Source organism: Nakamurella multipartita DSM 44233, assembly GCF_000024365.1.
GTDB lineage: Bacteria > Actinomycetota > Actinomycetes > Mycobacteriales > Nakamurellaceae > Nakamurella > Nakamurella multipartita.
The window spans coordinates 2,625,050-2,641,892 of the sequence record NC_013235.1 but is presented as its reverse complement, the minus strand read 5'-3'; the positions used below and the strand labels follow the sequence as shown (position 1 = coordinate 2,641,892).

General features: G+C 73.5%; 12 protein-coding genes. 8 read left to right on the top strand and 4 right to left on the bottom strand.

The annotated features are described in order from the left end of the window. The first annotated feature begins 20 nt into the window (after window positions 1–20). Entirely contained in the window at window positions 21–677 is a 657-nt protein-coding gene (locus NAMU_RS11910) for an ANTAR domain-containing response regulator (RefSeq protein WP_015747657.1), read from the top strand. Between the two features lie 10 nt (window positions 678–687). Here the strand turns inward: NAMU_RS11910 and NAMU_RS11905 are convergent, their stop codons facing one another. Continuing rightward, a complete protein-coding gene (locus NAMU_RS11905) occupies window positions 688–2,571 on the bottom strand; it encodes a propionyl-CoA synthetase (protein WP_015747656.1) in 1,884 nt (627 codons plus the stop codon). A 190-nt stretch (window positions 2,572–2,761) separates the two neighbouring features. Here NAMU_RS11905 and NAMU_RS11900 point away from each other — a divergent pair, with 190 nt between their 5' ends. Further along, window positions 2,762–4,870, top strand: a complete 2,109-nt coding sequence (locus NAMU_RS11900) for a PASTA domain-containing protein (RefSeq protein WP_015747655.1) — start codon at window positions 2,762–2,764, stop codon at window positions 4,868–4,870. On the opposite strand, the gene NAMU_RS11895 is transcribed toward NAMU_RS11900, so the two are convergent. Further along, window positions 4,861–5,331 (bottom strand): hypothetical protein, encoded by a 471-nt coding sequence (locus tag NAMU_RS11895; protein ID WP_015747654.1) that lies wholly within the window; start codon window positions 5,329–5,331, stop codon window positions 4,861–4,863. The genes NAMU_RS11900 and NAMU_RS11895 overlap by 10 nt on opposite strands. An 85-nt stretch (window positions 5,332–5,416) precedes the next feature. Here NAMU_RS11895 and NAMU_RS11890 point away from each other — a divergent pair, with 85 nt between their 5' ends. After that, window positions 5,417–6,427, top strand: a complete 1,011-nt coding sequence (locus NAMU_RS11890; RefSeq protein WP_015747653.1) for an aldo/keto reductase family protein — start codon at window positions 5,417–5,419, stop codon at window positions 6,425–6,427. Between the two features lie 4 nt (window positions 6,428–6,431). On the opposite strand, the gene NAMU_RS11885 is transcribed toward NAMU_RS11890, so the two are convergent. Both NAMU_RS11885 and NAMU_RS11880 read right to left on the bottom strand, forming a co-directional pair. Continuing rightward, window positions 6,432–7,487 (bottom strand): alpha/beta fold hydrolase, encoded by a 1,056-nt coding sequence (locus NAMU_RS11885; protein ID WP_015747652.1) that lies wholly within the window; start codon window positions 7,485–7,487, stop codon window positions 6,432–6,434. A gap of 29 nt (window positions 7,488–7,516) precedes the next feature. Further along, window positions 7,517–8,287, bottom strand: coding sequence for an IclR family transcriptional regulator (locus NAMU_RS11880; protein ID WP_052307912.1), 771 nt, complete (start codon window positions 8,285–8,287; stop codon window positions 7,517–7,519). A 502-nt stretch (window positions 8,288–8,789) separates the two neighbouring features. Between NAMU_RS11880 and NAMU_RS30430 the strand changes: the two genes are divergently transcribed. From NAMU_RS30430 to NAMU_RS11855, 5 genes are all read left to right on the top strand, one after another. After that, window positions 8,790–9,452, top strand: a complete 663-nt coding sequence (locus NAMU_RS30430) for an excalibur calcium-binding domain-containing protein (protein ID WP_041368791.1) — start codon at window positions 8,790–8,792, stop codon at window positions 9,450–9,452. Window positions 9,453–9,573: 121 nt separating this feature from the next. Next, the gene (locus tag NAMU_RS11870) at window positions 9,574–11,298 is read left to right on the top strand and encodes an ATP-binding protein (RefSeq protein ID WP_041368789.1); all 1,725 of its coding nucleotides are present in this window, start codon (window positions 9,574–9,576) and stop codon (window positions 11,296–11,298) included. Window positions 11,299–11,326: 28 nt separating this feature from the next. Further along, window positions 11,327–12,493: an exonuclease SbcCD subunit D gene (locus tag NAMU_RS11865; RefSeq protein WP_015747648.1), complete on the top strand. Its 1,167-nt coding sequence runs from the start codon at window positions 11,327–11,329 to the stop codon at window positions 12,491–12,493. 4 nt (window positions 12,494–12,497) lie between these two features. Then, window positions 12,498–15,797 carry an AAA family ATPase gene (locus NAMU_RS11860; RefSeq protein WP_015747647.1) on the top strand — a complete coding sequence of 1,100 codons (3,300 nt, stop codon included), beginning with the start codon at window positions 12,498–12,500 and terminating at the stop codon, window positions 15,795–15,797. Further along, a complete protein-coding gene (locus NAMU_RS11855) occupies window positions 15,794–16,798 on the top strand; it encodes a DNA double-strand break repair nuclease NurA (RefSeq protein ID WP_015747646.1) in 1,005 nt (334 codons plus the stop codon). Before NAMU_RS11860 ends, NAMU_RS11855 begins: the two co-directional genes overlap by 4 nt. The last annotated feature ends 45 nt before the right edge of the window (window positions 16,799–16,843 follow it).

The window sequence follows — 16,843 nt, the reverse complement described above, 5'->3', positions numbered from 1 at the left end:
GCGAGAGACGGAGACAGACCATGGGCATCGAGCGGACGGGCGGGCCGACCCTGCCCCCAGGGCTGCCTTCGGAGCAGGCTCGGGAAGTCCGGCGAGCCGTGGTGTGCGAGCGCGACGAGCTGACCCGACGCAGTATCACCGGCATCCTGGCCGAGGACGGATTCGAGGTGGTCGGCGACACGGCCGAGCCCGCCGACGCGGTCGGCCTCATCCGCGATCGTCGACCGGATGTGGTGGTCGCCGGGATCGCCCCCGGTTCGGCCGACCTGCTGGCCCTGGCCGAGATCACGGCGCTGCGCATCGCGCCGGTCGTCGTGCTGGCCACCGATTCCACGCCGGAGCAGATCGCCGGGGCCCGCGACGCCGGGGCGCTGGCCTACCTGACCAAGCCGCCGAGCCGGGCCGCGGTCATCCCGGCGGTCGAGGTGGCCATCGCGCGCTACGCCGAGATGCGCCGGTTGGCCGCCGATGTCGAGGCCGCGAGTCGGCGACTGGAATCGCGCAAGCTGATCGACCGGGCCAAGGGACTGCTGATGACCCATCGGCGGATGACCGAGCCCGAGGCCTTCCGCTGGATCCAGCGGACCGCCATGGACCGGCGCAAGGCCTCGGCCGTCATCGCCGCCCAGGTCGTGGCCGAGCTGGGCGAGGCACCCCAGCACCGCGCCGCGTCCTGACCGGCGCCGGTCAGCCGCTCGCGGTCCGCAGCACGGGCCGCAGCGTGTCCAGCACGCTCGCGTCGTCGATGGTGGACGGGACGGGTGCCTCGACGCCGTCGGCGATCTGCCGCATCGTGCGGCGCAGGATCTTGCCCGATCGGGTCTTGGGCAGGGCCGGCACCACCGACACCTCCCGGAGGGCGGCGACGGCGCCGATCTGGTCCCGAACCCGGGCGACCAGCTCGGCCTCGACGACCGCCGGGTCACGATCGACCCCGGCCTTGAGCACCACGAACCCCCGCGGCACCTGTCCCTTGAGCACGTCGGCGACCCCGATCACCGCGCACTCGGCCACATCCGGATGCCCGGCCAGCACCTCCTCCATGCCGCCGGTCGACAGCCGATGCCCGGCCACGTTGATCACGTCGTCGGTCCGGCCCATCACGAACAGGTAGCCGTCCTGGTCGATGTGCCCGCCGTCACCGGTCAGATAGAACCCCGGGTAGGTGTCCAGGTACGAGCGCCGGTACCGCTCGTCGTCGCCCCACAGGGTGGGCAGCGCCCCGGGCGGCAGCGGCAGCCTGATGGCGATCGCGCCGTCCTCGCCGGCCGGCATCGGCGCCCCGGACGGGTCGAGGATCCGCACATCCCAGCCGGGCATCGGCCGGGTCGGCGAGCCCGCCTTGATCGGCAGCAGTTCGACGCCGGCCGGATCGGCCACAATGGCCCACCCGGTCTCGGTCTGCCACCAGTGGTCAATCACCGGGATGCCCAGCAGCTCGCCGGCCCACCGGTAGGTCTCCGGATCGAGCCGCTCGCCCGCCAGGAACAGATATTTCAGGCTCGACACGTCGTACTTGCCGACGAAGGCGCCGTCCGGATCGGCCTTGCGGATGGCCCGGAATGCGGTCGGCGCGGTGAACAGGCTCTTCACCCGGTGGTCGGCGACCACCCGCCAGAACTGGCCCGCATCCGGCGTTCCCACCGGCTTGCCCTCGTAGAGCACCGTGGTCGCGCCGGCCAGCAGCGGTCCGTAGACGATGTAGGAGTGGCCGACCACCCACCCGACATCGGAGGCGGTGAACATCACCTCGCCGGGCCCGACGTCGTAGATGCCGCGCATCGACCAGGCCAGCGCCACCGCGTAGCCGCCACTGTCGCGCACGACGCCCTTGGGTTTGCCGGTCGTACCGGAGGTGTAGAGGATGTACAGCGGGTCGGTGGACCGGACCGGAACCGGGTCGGCCGGCGTCGCGGCCTGCATCGCCGCCGCCCAGTCGACGTCACGCTCGCCCATCGCGGCGGTGGCCTGCGGGCGTTGCCGGATCACGCAGTGCTCCGGCTTGTGCCCGGCCAGCTCGATGGCCTGGTCCAGCAGCGGCTTGTACTCCAGGACCCGGTTCACCTCGATCCCGCAGGAGGCGGAGACGATCACCCGCGGGCGCGCGTCGTCGATCCGGGCCGCCAGCTCGCGGGGCGCGAACCCGCCGAAGACCACCGAGTGGATCGCACCGATCCGGGCGCAGGCCAGCATGGCCACCGCCGCCTCCGGGATCATCGGCAGGTACACCACGACCCGGTCGCCCCGGCCCACGCCGAGGTCGCGCAGCACCCCGGCGAAGCGCGCCACCTCGTCCCGCAGTTCGCGGTAGGTACGGGTGGTCACGGTGCCGGTGACCGGGCTGTCGTAAATGAGCGCCGCCTGCTCGCCCCGACCCGCCTCGACGTGCCGGTCCAGGGCGTTGGCGCACACGTTCAGCTCGCCGTCCGGAAACCAGCGGTAGAACGGGGCGGCCGAGCCGTCCAGCGCCCGGGCCGGCCGGACGGACCAGTCCAGGGCGCCGGCCGCGTCGAGCCAGAAGGTCTCCGGATCGTCCAGGCTCGCCTGCCGGATCCGCTCGTACACGCCCATCACTGGCCTCCTTGTCAGCTGGTACGCCGCTGATTGTGCCGGACCCCGGACGGGGCGGACCTGTTCGATCTCGCCCATGCGGGGAACAATGGGGCACACGAGGGCAACGGGGTGCCTTCACCGGTCAACGGTCGAGGTCGCCGTTCACCGGTCGACGCACGGGCGAGCGGGACTCTGCCGAGAGGATCGGGTGACGGGCCGGTACGAGATCGGGGACGAGGTCGGGCGGGGCGCCACGTCGGTGGTGCACCGCGGTCGTGACCTGCGCCTGCAGCGCGACGTCGCGATCAAGGTGCTGCGAGCCGATCGCCACCAGGACCCGGCGTTCCGGGCCCGGCTCCGGCAGCAGGCGGCCGCGGCCGCCGTGCTCAATCACCCCGGGATCGTCGCGGTCTACGACACCGGCGAGCTGCCACCCGAGGACGAGCACGCCGGCGACCCGTTCATCGTCACCGAATGGGTGGACGGCCGGACCCTGCGCGCGGAACTGGACGCCGACGGTCCCCCGCCGATCGACCGGACCGTCGCCCTGGTCTCGGAAGTCTGCCGCGCCCTTGACTTTTCGCACAAGCAGGGCATCCTGCACCGGGCGGTACGCGCAGAGAACGTGATGCTGGCGCGCGACGGCGACCGGGAGTCGGTCAAGGTCATGGACTTCGGCATGCCGACCACCTTCGCGCCGGCCGGGAACATGCCCGCCGGCCGCCGCGCCGGGCCGGCCGGGGCGGCCCCGGATCTGCCCGCCTGGGCGGCCGGATCACTGGCCCCGGAACAGGTTCGGGGCGAACCGCTCGATGCCCGCACCGATGTGTACGGCGCCGGCTGCCTGCTCTACGAACTGCTCACCGGGACGGTCCCGTTCACCGGCGACGACGCGGTCGCGGTCGCGGTGCGGGTCGCCGGGGAACCGGTCCGGCCGCCCGGTGAGCTGGCGCCGTCGGTGCCGGCCGAGCTGGACGCGGTGGTGCTGACCGCGCTGGCCAAGGACCCGCTGGACCGCTACCAGTCGGCCGCCGATCTGCGGGCCGACCTGGCCCGGGTCCGGGTCGGGACCCCGGCCCTGGCCGCCGTCGGCGCGGCCCGGCCCGGGCCGGTCGGTTCGCCGCCACTGCTCGCCCCGCCGACCCGCAACCGGCGCGTGGACGAGGGCGAACCGGCCCCGCCACCCCGCTCCCGTCGGGTCGCCGCCGCGGTCGGGTTCGGCATCGTCAGCGCCCTGGCCCTGGCCGCCGCGATCTGGTTGACCATGAGCGTGCTCGGCACCCCGCCGCCGGCCCGGCCGATCGCCGTGCCCGACCTGTCCGGGATGCCGCTGGATCAGGCCCGGCAGGTCCTGGCCGACAAGGGACTGACCGCCGGCGCGGTGACCCAGGCCGATTCGAGTGCCGCCGACGTCGGAAAGGTGGTGCAGCAGCGGCCTTCCGGGCTGACCCAGGTGGTCGGTGGGTCACCGGTGGCGCTGGTCGTCGGCCGCGGCGTCAGCTCGGTCGCGCTGCCCGACCTGGCCGGGTTGACCCCGGATCAGGCCCGGTCCGCCCTGTCCGCGGTGGGCCTGACCTACGCCGAGCAGCAGCAGCCGTCCGCCGACCCGGACCGAGGCAAGGTGCTGGCCCAGTCCCCCGCCGCGCACCTGGCGGCCCCGCCGGGCAGCACGGTGATCGTCACCGTCGGCACCGGCCTGACCCTGGTCACCGTGCCCGACGGCATCGTCGGGGTCGGCGTGGAGGAGGCGACCGCTATCCTGACCGGCGCCGGCCTGAGCGCGGTCGGCGTCGAACAGGACGGCGTCCAGCCCCGCGGGGTCGTCATCGGCACCGACTCGGCGCCCGGGCAGCGGGTGCCCGAAGGCAGCCCGATCACCTTGAACTACTCGAACAACGCGCTGATGGTGATGCCGTCGCTGGTCGGCCGGGGTCGGGACGCCGCCGCCGGACTGCTGCAGGACCAGGGCTGGGCCGGTGACGCCAGCACGATCGGGACGACCTCCGCGCCGGCCCCGTCGCCGAACCTGATCGGCGCGATCGTCAGCCAACAGCCGGCCGCCGGGTCCGTGGTGCCCAAGCTCGGCACACCGGTGTCCGTGGGCGTCGGGGTCAAGCAGATCACCATGCCGGCCCTGGTCGGGCGCACCCGGGCCGAGGCGCAGAACCTGCTCCGGGCGGCCGGCGCCACCGCGGTCACCGTCACCGACGCCGGCCCGCCACCCCGGGGCAAGAGCGGCCGAGTGGCCAGCCAGTCGGTGCCCGCGGGAACCGCGATCACCGCCGACACCGCGGTGGTGATCGCGATCTACGGCTGAGCCGGGTCCGGGTGCTCGGCGGTCACCACGGTGACCGGTACTGCGGTCACCCGGCGGATCCGGTGGGCCAGATCCTGATGCAGCCAGCGGGACGCGCCGGCCGGCAGGGTCGAGACGATCACCTCGTCAACCGGCTGGCCGGACAGCGTCTCCCGAATGTCCGGCACCGGGTCGTGGCCGACGATCTCCCCGGTGGCCGATACCCCCAAACCGGCCAGCCAGGCCACGCCGGCCGTGGCCCGGTCCTTGGCCCCGACGTCGCCGCCGTAGGTCTGGGCGGGCGGGCGCATCCCGCCCTGCACCGCGAACGCCTGGGCCAGGGCGACCAGCAGGTCGGTGTGGTGGGTGGCCGGGACCATCAGCAGCACCTCGATCGGCCCCTCGGCCGCCCGGGCCCGGATCACCTCGGCGAGATGATCCCCACCGAGGGTCTGATTGGCCACCACCAGAATTCGCCGCACTCGTCCGTCCTCCCGCCGATCGCTCGCCGGGTCATGCTGTCATGTCCCCGGGGTCGGCGATGGCGGCAGGGTTAGGTTGGGATTCATGGAGTTCCGATACCTGGGCCGCAGCGGCCTGAAGATTTCCGCAATCACCTACGGCAACTGGCTGACCCACGGGTCGCAGGTCGAGAACGATGTCGCCACCGCCTGCGTCCGGGCGGCGTTGGATGCCGGGATCACCAGCTTCGACACCGCCGACGTGTACGCCAACGGGGCGGCCGAGTCGGTGCTCGGCGACGCCCTGCAGGGCCAGCGGCGCGAATCGCTGGAGATCTTCACCAAGGTCTACTGGCCGACCGGTCCCCGTGGGCACAACGACGTCGGCCTGTCCCGCAAGCACATCGCCGAGTCCATCAACGCCTCGCTGCGCCGGCTGCGCACCGACTACGTCGATCTGTATCAGGCGCACCGGTTCGACACCGAGACGCCGTTGGAAGAGACCATGCAGGCCTTCGCCCAGGTGGTCCGGCAGGGCAAGGCGCTCTACATCGGGGTCAGCGAGTGGACCGCGGACCAGATCCGGCAGGGCCACGCCCTGGCCGAACAGCTCGGCATCCAGCTCATCTCCAGCCAGCCGCAGTACTCGATGCTGTGGCGGGTCATCGAGGATCAGGTGGTGCCGGCCAGCCGGGAACTCGGCCTGTCCCAGATCGTCTGGTCCCCGGTGGCGCAGGGCGTGCTGACCGGCAAGTACCTGCCCGACGCGCCGCCGCCGGCCGGGTCCCGGGCCACCGACGACAAGGGCGGCGCCCGGATGATCGAGCGGTTCATGCGCCCGGAGGTGCTCACCGCGGTGCAGCGGCTGCGGCCGGTCGCCGACGAGCTGGGCGTGACCATGGCGCAGCTGGCGCTGGCCTGGGTGCTGCACAACGACAACGTCGCCGCCGCCCTGGTCGGCGCCTCCCGGCCGGAACAGGTGGCCGAGAACGTCAAGGCGATCGACGTGCAGCTGACGCCGGAGGTGCTGACCCGCATCGACGACGCCCTGGGCGAGGTGGTCGTGCGCGATCCGGCGATGACCGCGGCCAACGCACCGGCCACCCGGCCGGCCTGAGGGCTCAGCCGGCCGAGTCCAGGGTCGCCGTGAGCGCGGCCAGGAACTCGGCCGGCTTCTCCAGGAACGGTGAGTGCCCGGTGCCGGCGATCTCGACCTCCCGGTAGGCCCCGCCCGCCGCCGCGTACTCCTCGAGCACGGCCCGGGTCTGGCTGACCATCGGCTGCACCGGGTAGGCCTGCGGACCCGGCCAGCCGGGCACCACGCCGAGTTCGCCGAGCCGGGCGAAGTCGTACAGGCTGGTGTCGGAGACGATCACGTCGTCGCCGCCGCGGACCCACAGGATCGGTGGTTTGACCGCCAGCGCCGACAGGTCATCGAGTCGAAGATTGTTGGGGGAAATAGTGTTGAGCACACCGCGGCCGCCGGCGAGCACCCCCGGCCAGACGTCGGTGACGGTGAAATCGCCCGGGTAGTGATCCTCCCCGAGCCGGGTGGACAGCATCGACTCGACCAGGGTGTCCAGCCCGTCGGGGACGAACGGCGGCTTGACGTAGTGCGCCAGCAGCACGTTGCGCGGGGAAAGGGGGCTGTCCGCCGACCGGTCCCCCGCCGCGAGCTGGGCGATGAAGCCCGGGTTGGCCGTGCCGCCGCCCGAGCCCAGGCCGACCGGCTCGACCGGCGTGCCGTCCGGGCCCGAGGTACCGCCGAAGCCGAAGGGCGACACCGGGTTGACCAGGGTGACCGACGCGAACGTGGACGGGGCGTCGATCAGGCACTGCAGGACGACGCCCCCACCCAGACTCCAGCCGACGAGGTGCGCCTGCTCGATCTGCAGGGCGGCCAGGGTCGCGCGGACGTCGTCGGCGTAGTCGGCGACGCCGCGGGTGGCATCCACCGGTTCGGGATCGGTGTCACCGAATCCGCGCAGGTCGATGGCGATTGGCCGGTACTGCTCGGGCAGATCGAGCATGAGCTGCTGCCAGAACAGGCCGGAGGAGACGTTGCCGTGCACGAGGACAACCGGGATGCCGGCCCGCCCGTCGAGCTGCAGGACGTTGACGGCGAGCCGGTCGGTCGGGATGCGGGCGGCGCTGATGCCGGGGAGAAGGTGAGCCACCGAGCCATTGTGACCCGGCCGGGCGGGCGTCAGTGGCCCACGGCCACCAGGTGTCGCGGTTCGGCGACCGGCTGCGGCGCGGCGGCGCCGGCCAGCTCGCGGGACAGACTGCGGGCCGCGATGGACAGCGGGCCCAGGATCGGCTGCAGGTCGGTGCCCAGATCACGCACGGCCAGCTCGATGGCGGCGACGACCTCGCCCCCGGAGCCGAACACCGGCACGGCAACGCCGCACATCCCCGGCTCGAGCTGCCACTTGGCCACCGCGACGCGGGTCAGCCGGGTGACGCCCAGCGCGCGCCGCAGGCGAGCCGGCGCGGTCACGGTGTGCGGGGTGTACTGGCGCAGGCCGCGCAGGATGGTCATCTCGACGGTGCGCTGGGGCGAGAAGGCCAGCAGGACCCGGCCCAGGGCGGTGGCCAGCGCCGGCAGGGTCGCGGCGTTGGAGAACGAAGTGGTCGGCTGGGGACCGGGATCCTTCTGGATGTAAGCGACCTCGAGCTCGCGCAGCACGCCCAGGCGGGCCCGGCAGTTGGTCACCGCGGCCAGATCTTCCAGCACGTACGGGGCGCGTCCGCTGATGCTGGGCGGGGCGGAGTTGGTCGCGCCGATGGTGCGCAGCGGCAGGCCGGCGCGGTACTGGCCGTCCTCAGTGCGCTCCAGCAGCCGCCGGGAGGCCAGCTCGGAGGTCAGGCGGTGGGCGGTGGACACCGGCAGACCGGCCAACCGGGCGATTTCGGTCAACGAGTGCTCGCTGCCCTCGGTGAACGTCATCAGGATCGAGGTGATCTTGCTCGTCACCGAACGTCCGGACTCGGTTGCGTTCCCGGCCAATGAAATCTCCCACCATCGGGGCAGGTGGCGACGGGGCGCCACGCTGCGGGTCTGCTCAGGTCACAGCACCGGCCGAAGCCGGGCGTCCGCGTCCGAAGAATGCTGGACAGATGGACGAATCACCGGCGACGCCAAGAGGCTTTGCGTGCTGAAAGCCGCTCCGTACTCGCCGGTGGACATACCTTCCCAACCCTTTTCCCGATCACCTACGACCTTGTACCGCTGAGTGGGACGACAACCTCCTCGATCGAGCACCGACACCCGCACCCGGCGTGATCCCGAGCTCGGTCCGGGTTCCGCTCGGCAGAAGGATCGCGTCCGTGACCACCCCCTCGGACCTCCTTCCGCCGCCGTCCGGACCACAGTCGGTCACCGACCGATCGCCGGGCGTAGTCTGAGGCCGGCTCGGGGGCCGATCGCTGGGGGTGGCATGGCTCGACGACGGCCGTGGCGCGGGTGGGTCGCCACGGTGGCGACGCTCGGATCGCTGGGTGTCCTGGCCACGGCCGGCCCGGTGCCGATCGCCGCCGAGCCGGAACCGCCAACCAGCTCCTCGGTCAGTACCGCCACCGACCCGACGGCTGCCGATCCCGCGTCGGCCTCCGGTGAGCCGGCGTCACCCACCGACGCGGCCCTGGACACCGGTGCGATCACCGGCTCGCCGGCGACCACAGCGACCACCACGGCGACCAGCACGGCCGGGGTCTTCTACGAGAACTGCACCCAGGTGTGGGACGCGATCGGCCGGCCGTTGAATGCCGGGGAACCCGGCTACCGCATCGAACTGGACCGGGACCGGGACGGCGTCGCCTGCGAGGACGACCCACGGCTCGCCACGACGCCGGTCGTAGCCACGCCGGCCACGACCACCGCAGGCACCCCGGCGGCCACCATCGCCGTCGTGGTCGTGGCCACCGGCCCGACCAGCAGCAGCCCGACCAGCACCGGCCCGACCAGCAGTGCCGCCGCCAGCAGCAGCGCGGCCGCCCCCCTGGCCGCCACCGGACTGCCCGGCGACCGGCTACTGCTGGCCGGCAGCGCGCTGATCCTGCTCGGCGCCAGCCTGGTCATCGCCGCCGGCGACCGGCGTCGGCGACCGGCCGCCCGACGGCCGCCGCGGCACGCGCCGTGATCGGCTGTCGCACCGGCCGGACATACTGCACGTCGAACGGCCGGTCCCCCGGCCGCCGAACCGTGAAGGAGAGGTCGTGTCCGAACCCGGGTCAGCCTCCGCTGGGCCCACCCACCGTCCCATGGCCACCGACGGCAGCGTCTCCATCGGTCGGGTCCTGGGCATCGAGGACGCGACCCCGCTGCAGTGGCATGTCGCCCTGAACGAGGACGACTACCTCCAGCTCGACGACGTGGTCACCACCCGGCGCGAGGTTCCCGGCGTCGGCGACGTGCTGCTGGCCGGGGTGGTCACCCAGGTCCAGGCCCGGCACGAGGGCGCCAGCTTCGGCTCGGACGTGTTCCTGATCAGTGACGGGGTGCTGCCCGCGCGCATCCAGGAGACCGCCGAGATCACCACCACCCGGGTCGAACCCGAGTGCTACGTGCCGCCGCTGCCCGGATCGCCGGTGTTCCGTGCGGTCGGCGAGAACCGTGACCAGGCACTGTATTTCGATCAGATGGAGCGGAAACTGCCGGTCGGTACGGCCCGCGAGGGCTCGCCGGTCTACGTCAACCTGGATTTCCTGGACGGCAGCCGGGGCGCGCACATCTCCATCAGCGGCATCTCCGGGGTGGCGACCAAGACCAGTTACGCCCTGTTCCTGCTGCATTCGCTGTTCCGCTCCGGGGTGCTGGAGGCACGCGCGACCAACACCAAGGCCCTGGTGTTCTCGGTCAAGGGCGAGGACCTGCTGTTCCTGGACTACGCCAACCGCCGGCTGGACGACGACCTGCGCGACAAGTACGCCCGGGTGGGTCTGCCGGCCGAGCCGTTCGCCTCGGCCGGGTTCTACTGCCCGCCGACCCCGGACGATCCGACCGGCAGCCCGCACGTGACCGGCCGGACCAGCGGCGTGGAGGCGTTCTGGTGGACCCTGCAGGAGTTCTGCGCCGGTGAGCTGCTGCCGTTCGTCTTCACCGACGCCGAGGACGAGCGGCACCAGTACACGATGGTGATCCACCAGGTCGCCGCCCGGCTGCGGCGGGAGGCCGAACCGATCGGTCAGGACGGCGCGGTCAAGATCGGCATGACCGTCTGCCGGACGTATCACGAACTGGTCGAGCTGATCGTGGCCCGGCTCACCGACGACGACACCCGCGCCGAATGGGCCGGTCCGGTCACCGGGGCGGGCACCATCAACGCCTTCATCCGGCGGCTCAATTCCTCGCTGGCCCCGCTGCGCACGCTGATCCGGGCCGATCTGCCGGACACCGGGCACCGGTCCATCTCCACGATCAACCATCAGGTGACCGTGGTCGACCTGCACAACCTGCGGGAGCGGGCCCAGCGGTTCGTGGTCGGCGTGGTGCTGGCCGCCGAGACCGCCCGCAAGGAGGCCGCCGGACCGGGCAGCCTGCTGTTCACGATGATCGACGAGCTCAACAAGTACGCCCCCCGGGAGGGCAACAGCCCGATCAAGGACGTGCTGCTGGACATCGCCGAGCGGGGCCGCAGCCTGGGCATCATCCTGATCGGCGCCCAGCAGACGGCCAGCGAGGTGGAGCGCCGGATCGTGTCCAACTCCAGCATCCGGGTGGTCGGGCGGCTGGACGCCGCCGAGGCCGGACGGCCCGAGTACGGGTTCCTGCCGCCCAGCCAACGCACCCGGGCCACCCTGGCCAAACCGGGGACGATGTTCATCTCGCAACCGGAGATCCCGGTGCCACTGGCCGTCGAGTTCCCGTTCCCGGCCTGGGCCACCCGGCAGTCCGAGTGCGGCACCCCACCGCCGGCGCCGGCCACTCGACCGGCAGCGCCCGCGTTCAGCCGGTTGCCCGACCCGGATGATCCCCCGCCGTTCTGAGCCCTGCCGATTCGAGCCGAGGACCGAGATGAAGTTCCTGCACACCGCCGACTGGCATGTCGGCAAGACGCTCAAGGGCCGCAGCCGGCTCGACGAGCAGCGCGCGGTGATCGGGCAGATCGTCGGCTACGCCCGCGAGCACCAGATCGACGCCGTGCTCATCGCCGGCGACCTGTACGACTCGTCCGCGCCGACCGCGGACGCCCAGCAGCTCGTCGTGCAGGCCCTGCTGGCTCTGCGCGACACCGGCGCCAAGGTCCTGGCGATCGCCGGGAACCACGACAGCGCAGCCACTTTCGATGCCTACCGGCCCCTGCTGGACGCGGTCGACATCACCCTGGTGGGGCGCGTCCGGCCGGCCGCCCGGGGCGGCGTGGTCAGCTTCGACGCCCGCTCCACCGGCGAGCGGGTCAACGTCGCGGTGCTGCCGTTCCTGTCCCAGCGGTACGCGGTGCGGGCGGCCCAGCTGGTCGCGTCCACGCCGTCGGAGATGTCCCGCGACTACGACGCGATGGTCCGCGAGGTGATCGACAGCCTGGCCGCCGGGTTCACCCCGGACGCGGTCAGCGTGATGATGGCCCACCTGACCGTGGTCGGAGGCACCTTCGGCGGCGGCGAGCGGGCCGCCCAGTCGATTTTCGAATATCACGTGCCGGCGGTGGCCTTCCCGGCCCATGCGCACTACGTCGCGCTGGGCCACCTGCACCGCCGGCAGACCCTGCCGGCGCCCGCGCCGGTGGTCTACAGCGGCGCCCCGTTCGCGGTCGACTTCGGCGAGCAGGACAACACGTCGGTCGTGTGCCTGGTGCAGGCCAGCCCGAGCACCCCGGCGACGATCACCGACCTGCCGATCACCGCGGGCCGGCGGCTGCGCACCGTGCACGGCACGGCGGCCGAGATCGTCGGCCGGGCCGAGGAATTCGGCGATGACTTCCTGAGAGTGATCATCCGGGAGCCGGCCCGGGCCGGCCTGCGGGAGGAGATCACCGACGTCCTGCCCAACGCGCTCGAGGTGCGCATCGACACCGAGTTCGCCCTCTCGATCACCAACCAGGCCGCGCGCACCGATCACCGGGACCGGTCCCCGGCCGAGCTGTTCGGCGACTTCTGCGCGGCCCGCGGGGTCGCCGACGAGCGGGTGCAGTCGCTGTTCGAGCGCCTGCACGACGAGCTGACCAGCACCGGACGGGAGTGAGTCGATGCGACCGGTCCGGCTGCAGATGAACGGTTTCGCCGCGTTCCGCGACGAGGCGGTGGTCGACTTCGCCGACGCCGACTTCTTCGTGCTGGTCGGCGCGACCGGCTCGGGCAAGTCGACCGTGATCGACGCCCTCACCTTCGCCCTGTACGGGACGGTGCCGCGGTGGAACCACCGCAGCATGGTCATGTACGGGCTCGCCCCGACGGCCAACCAGGGCAAGGTCGCGCTGCTGTTCGACGTCGGCGACACCCGCTATCTCATCGCCCGGGAATTGCGCCGGACCAGGACCGGCGTGCACGTCCGCAACGCGCGGCTGGAGCGGCTGCTGGACCCGACCGCGACCGGCACCATCGACGACGCCACCGAATCCATCGCCACGGACAGCGGCGTCACTGCGGCGGTGGAAAAGCTGCTCGGACTGCCGTATGAGCACTTCTGCCAATGCGTGGTGCTGCCGCAGGGTGAATTCGCCGACTTCCTGCGGGCCAAGCCGGCCGAACGGCGCACCATCCTGCTCAAGCTGCTCGGCGCCGGCCTCTACACCGACATCGGTCAGCGGGCGAACGGGCGAGCCAGCCTGGCCGGCCAACGCGCGGAGCTGCTCACCGAGCAACTCGCCGGCCTGGCCGACGCCACCGACGCGGCGGAAACCCAGGCCGCCCAACGGGAATCGGACTTCCAATCCCTGGTCGCCGCCGTCGAGCAGCAGGTGCCGCGGCTGCGTACCGCGGCCACCGCGTTGGACGCCGCCCGCAGCGAACGCGATCGGCTCATCGCCGAACGGGATCTGCTGGCCGGGCTGGTCGTCCCCCACGGGATCGCCGACCTGGACGCCGCCCACGAGGCATCCCAGGCCACCCTCACTCGCGCCGGCGAGGCCGAGGCGGCCGCCCGGCTGGTCGACCGGCAGGCCCGGGAGCGGCTGGCCGGCGCGCCCGACCGGGCCCCCCTGGAGCGCGCCCTGCGTGAGCACGCCGAACTGGCCACGGTCGAAGCGGCGCGGCCGCCGGCGCAGGCTCAGGCCCGGGCGGCCGCCGATCGGCTGACGGCGGCGATCACCGATGCCGGCGCGGCCACGACCGCGCTCGAACGGGCCCGTTCGGCCCGGGACGTCGCCCGGTCCACGGTCGCCGATCTGAGCGACCAGGTCGACCGGCTCACCGCCGAGGTCGACCAGCTCACCGCCGTGGTCGTCCCGGACGGCCTGGTGGAACTGGCCGGGCGGACGGCGGCGGCCGCCGCCGCCGTGACCGCCGCGGCCGAAGCGCTGGCCGCGGCGCAGGACCGTGAGGTCCGCGCCCAGGACCTGCTGGCCCAGGCGCCCGCCCGCGGTCCGATCGAGGAGTCGGTGCGCCTGGTCACCGACCTGGCCACGGCCCAGGCGGCGCTCGCGCCCTTGACGGCCGAGCACACCCGGTCGTCGGCGGCCCGGCAGGCCGCCGACAACGCGCTGGCCCAGGCCGAGCGGGCGGCCGAGCAGGCACGCGCCACCCGGGAACATGCCCGGATCACCCACCGCGCGGCCGCCCTGCGGTCGGAACTGGTCGCCGGGCAGGCCTGTCCGGTCTGCGACCAGCCGGTGGCGACGGTGCCGGCGGCCGCCCACGCCCCCGAGTTGGCCGACGCCGACGAGGCCGTGCTGGCCCGGGAGCGTGCGGTGGCCCGGGCCCGGGCCGCCCAGTCGGCGGCGGCCACCGCCGAGACCGCCCTGGCCACCCGGTTGGCCGCCGCCCAGGAGCAGCTCGCCGCCGTGACCGCGCGGCTGGCGGGACGGCCGACCGACCTGGCGGAGTTGCGCGCCGGGTTGGCCCAGATCGACCGGCTGGAGGCCGACGCCCGGGAGGCGGCCACCCACCTGCGGCGGAGCCGGGGCGCGCACGACGGGGCCGTCGCCGCGGCCCGATCCTTGGACGCGGACACCGCCGCCGCCCGGCGGGCCCTGCGCGCGGCTCGGGATCCACTGGTCGCGTTCGGAGCCCCGGGCGTCGACGAGGCCGACCTGCTCGGCGCCTGGACCGCCCTGGCCGACTGGGCGGGTGCGCAGGCCGGCGCCCGGCGCACGCAGCTGCGGGCCCAGCAGGCGGCCCTGGCCACGGCGCACACCGCGCAGGCGCGGGCCCGCGATGAGTTCAACGCGGCCGACGACGCGGCCGGCGCAGCCCAACGAGCCGTCAACGCGGCAACGGCAGCCGCGGAACGGGCCGCCGCCACCGCGCAGCACTGGCAGGACCGGCACGCCGAGCTGGCCGCCGCGGTGGCCGGTGCCCCCGGGGTCGAGGCGGCCACCGCCGACCTGCGGCGGATCGACGAGCTGACCGCCGCGGTCCGGACCAGCGACGCGGCCCTGCAGTCGGCCGCCGCCGATCGAGCGGCCGCGGCCGCCGCGGTCGCCTCGTTGACCGACCAGGTCCGTCAGGCCTGGCGCGGCCTGCGGGCGGCCCGCGACACGGTGATCGGCCTGGGCGCCCCGGATCTGCCCGAGGAATCGGTGCTAGCCGGTTGGAGTGCGCTCAGCGCCTGGGCCACCGCCGCGGCCCGGGCCGGGTCGGCCGCCGCCCCCGACGTCGAGGATGCGCTGCTGGCCGCCACGCGGCACCGCGACGCCGCGGCCGACCAGTTGACCGGCGAACTGGCCGCCCGGGGCCTGGAGGTGGACGGGGATCTGGCTGACCGGGCCCCGGCCGCGGCCGCCGCGGCGCTGGCCCAGGCCCGGGCCGAGCGCGCCCGGATCGCCGAGCGGCGGGCCCAGGCGGCCGCCGTCCAGGGCGAGCTGGACCGGGCCCGGCAGGACCACCAGGTGGCCAGCACCCTGGGTACCCTGTTGCGCAGCAACAACTTCCCGGAATGGCTGGAATCGGCCGCGCTGGACACGCTGGTGATCGACGCATCCCGCCGGCTCGGCGAGCTGTCCGGCGGGCAGTTCGAACTGACCCACCGGGACGGGGAGTTCATGGTCGTCGACCACGCCGACGCCGACAGCATCCGCAGCGTCCGCACGCTGTCCGGCGGGGAGACATTCCAGGCCAGCCTGGCGTTGGCCCTGGCCCTGTCCACCCAGCTGTCCTCGATGGCCGCCGAGGGGGCCGCCCGGCTCGACTCGATCTTCCTGGACGAGGGCTTCGGCACGCTCGACGATGCCACCCTGGAGGTGGTGGCCGGCACCCTGGAGAACCTGGCCCAGGGCGATCGGATGGTCGGCGTAGTCACCCATGTCGGAGCCCTGGCCGACCGCATCCCGGTCCGTTTCGTGGTCCGGCGGGATTCGCGCACCTCTTCCATCGAGCGCGAGGCGTCGTGACCGGTCCGGCCGGCATGCGATTCGCCGTCGACGGCTGGGATCCCGGCTACGGCAGCGGATTCGACATCGACGAGGAGCTGACCGACACCACCGCCGACGTCGACCCGTCGGTGGAGCTGCCCCGGGACCGGTGGCGCCCGGTGGGGCCGACCGGGCCACTGCCGGCGCCGAGTCGGGTGCTGTTCGTGGACGGCGTGCGCCGGGTCGAGGCCCGGGCCTGGATCGACGACCAGCCCGATCCGGCCGGCGGCGAGGACGGCCCGGCGAGCACGGCGACCGAGGCGATCTGCGCGTCCTACGCGGCCGGGGTGATCTGCTGCACCGGCACCCGGGCGCACCTGCAGGAGGGCCCGATCTCGCGCCGCGGGTTGTTCACCGTGGCCCCGCACGCGCAGGACGTGCCGACCGCGGCCGGGACCTACCAGGCGCACGCCACCGCGCCGAACCCGCAGCAGCCGTTGGCCGCCGTGCTCTCCCGAGCCTTGCAGAACGAACTGGCCGGCATCGAACTGCAGGTCGCCCGCCAGGCCCGGGCCGGCGCGCCGGACGAGGACGACCTGCTGGTCGTGGACGGACCGCTGACCGGCAAGACCGCCCTGCCCCGGGCCGTCGGGTACATCAAGAGCCACCACAGCGCGTACCTGACCCGAGACCTGCACGCCATGGTCGGCCGGCTGCGGGCCGGTGAGCGCACGCCGGTGTTCCGCATCGGCAACGGCTGGGACCGGCACTCGTGGTACCTGCGGCTGCCCGGCGCCCCCGGCGCCCCCTGGGCCGGCGTGGTCCGGGTCGAATGCTCCCCCGACCTGTCCGCCGGCGGCGTGCGAGAACTGGCCAACCTCACCCAGGCCGTCCTGCCGCGGTTCGCCTCGGCCGCGTACAAGGACACCCGGGCACCGCAAAACCTCTACCCCATCGCCGGTCTCGAGCGCGAGCTGCGCCGCCGGCTGGGCGACCAGCGACTGCTCTACCGGGCGCTGCGCGCGGCGGCCGCGACCTGACCTCCCGCATCGGCTCCCGGTGCCGAATCGAGGGGCCAGTTCCGG

Coding starts and splice junctions, on each gene's coding strand:
- NAMU_RS11905 (WP_015747656.1), bottom strand. CDS start 2,571: ATGGGCGTGTACGAGCGGATCCGGCAGGCGAGCCTGGACGATCCGGAG.
- NAMU_RS11860 (WP_015747647.1), top strand. CDS start 12,498: ATGCGACCGGTCCGGCTGCAGATGAACGGTTTCGCCGCGTTCCGCGAC.
- NAMU_RS11910 (WP_015747657.1), top strand. CDS start 21: ATGGGCATCGAGCGGACGGGCGGGCCGACCCTGCCCCCAGGGCTGCCT.
- NAMU_RS11890 (WP_015747653.1), top strand. CDS start 5,417: ATGGAGTTCCGATACCTGGGCCGCAGCGGCCTGAAGATTTCCGCAATC.
- NAMU_RS11870 (WP_041368789.1), top strand. CDS start 9,574: ATGGCCACCGACGGCAGCGTCTCCATCGGTCGGGTCCTGGGCATCGAG.
- NAMU_RS11865 (WP_015747648.1), top strand. CDS start 11,327: ATGAAGTTCCTGCACACCGCCGACTGGCATGTCGGCAAGACGCTCAAG.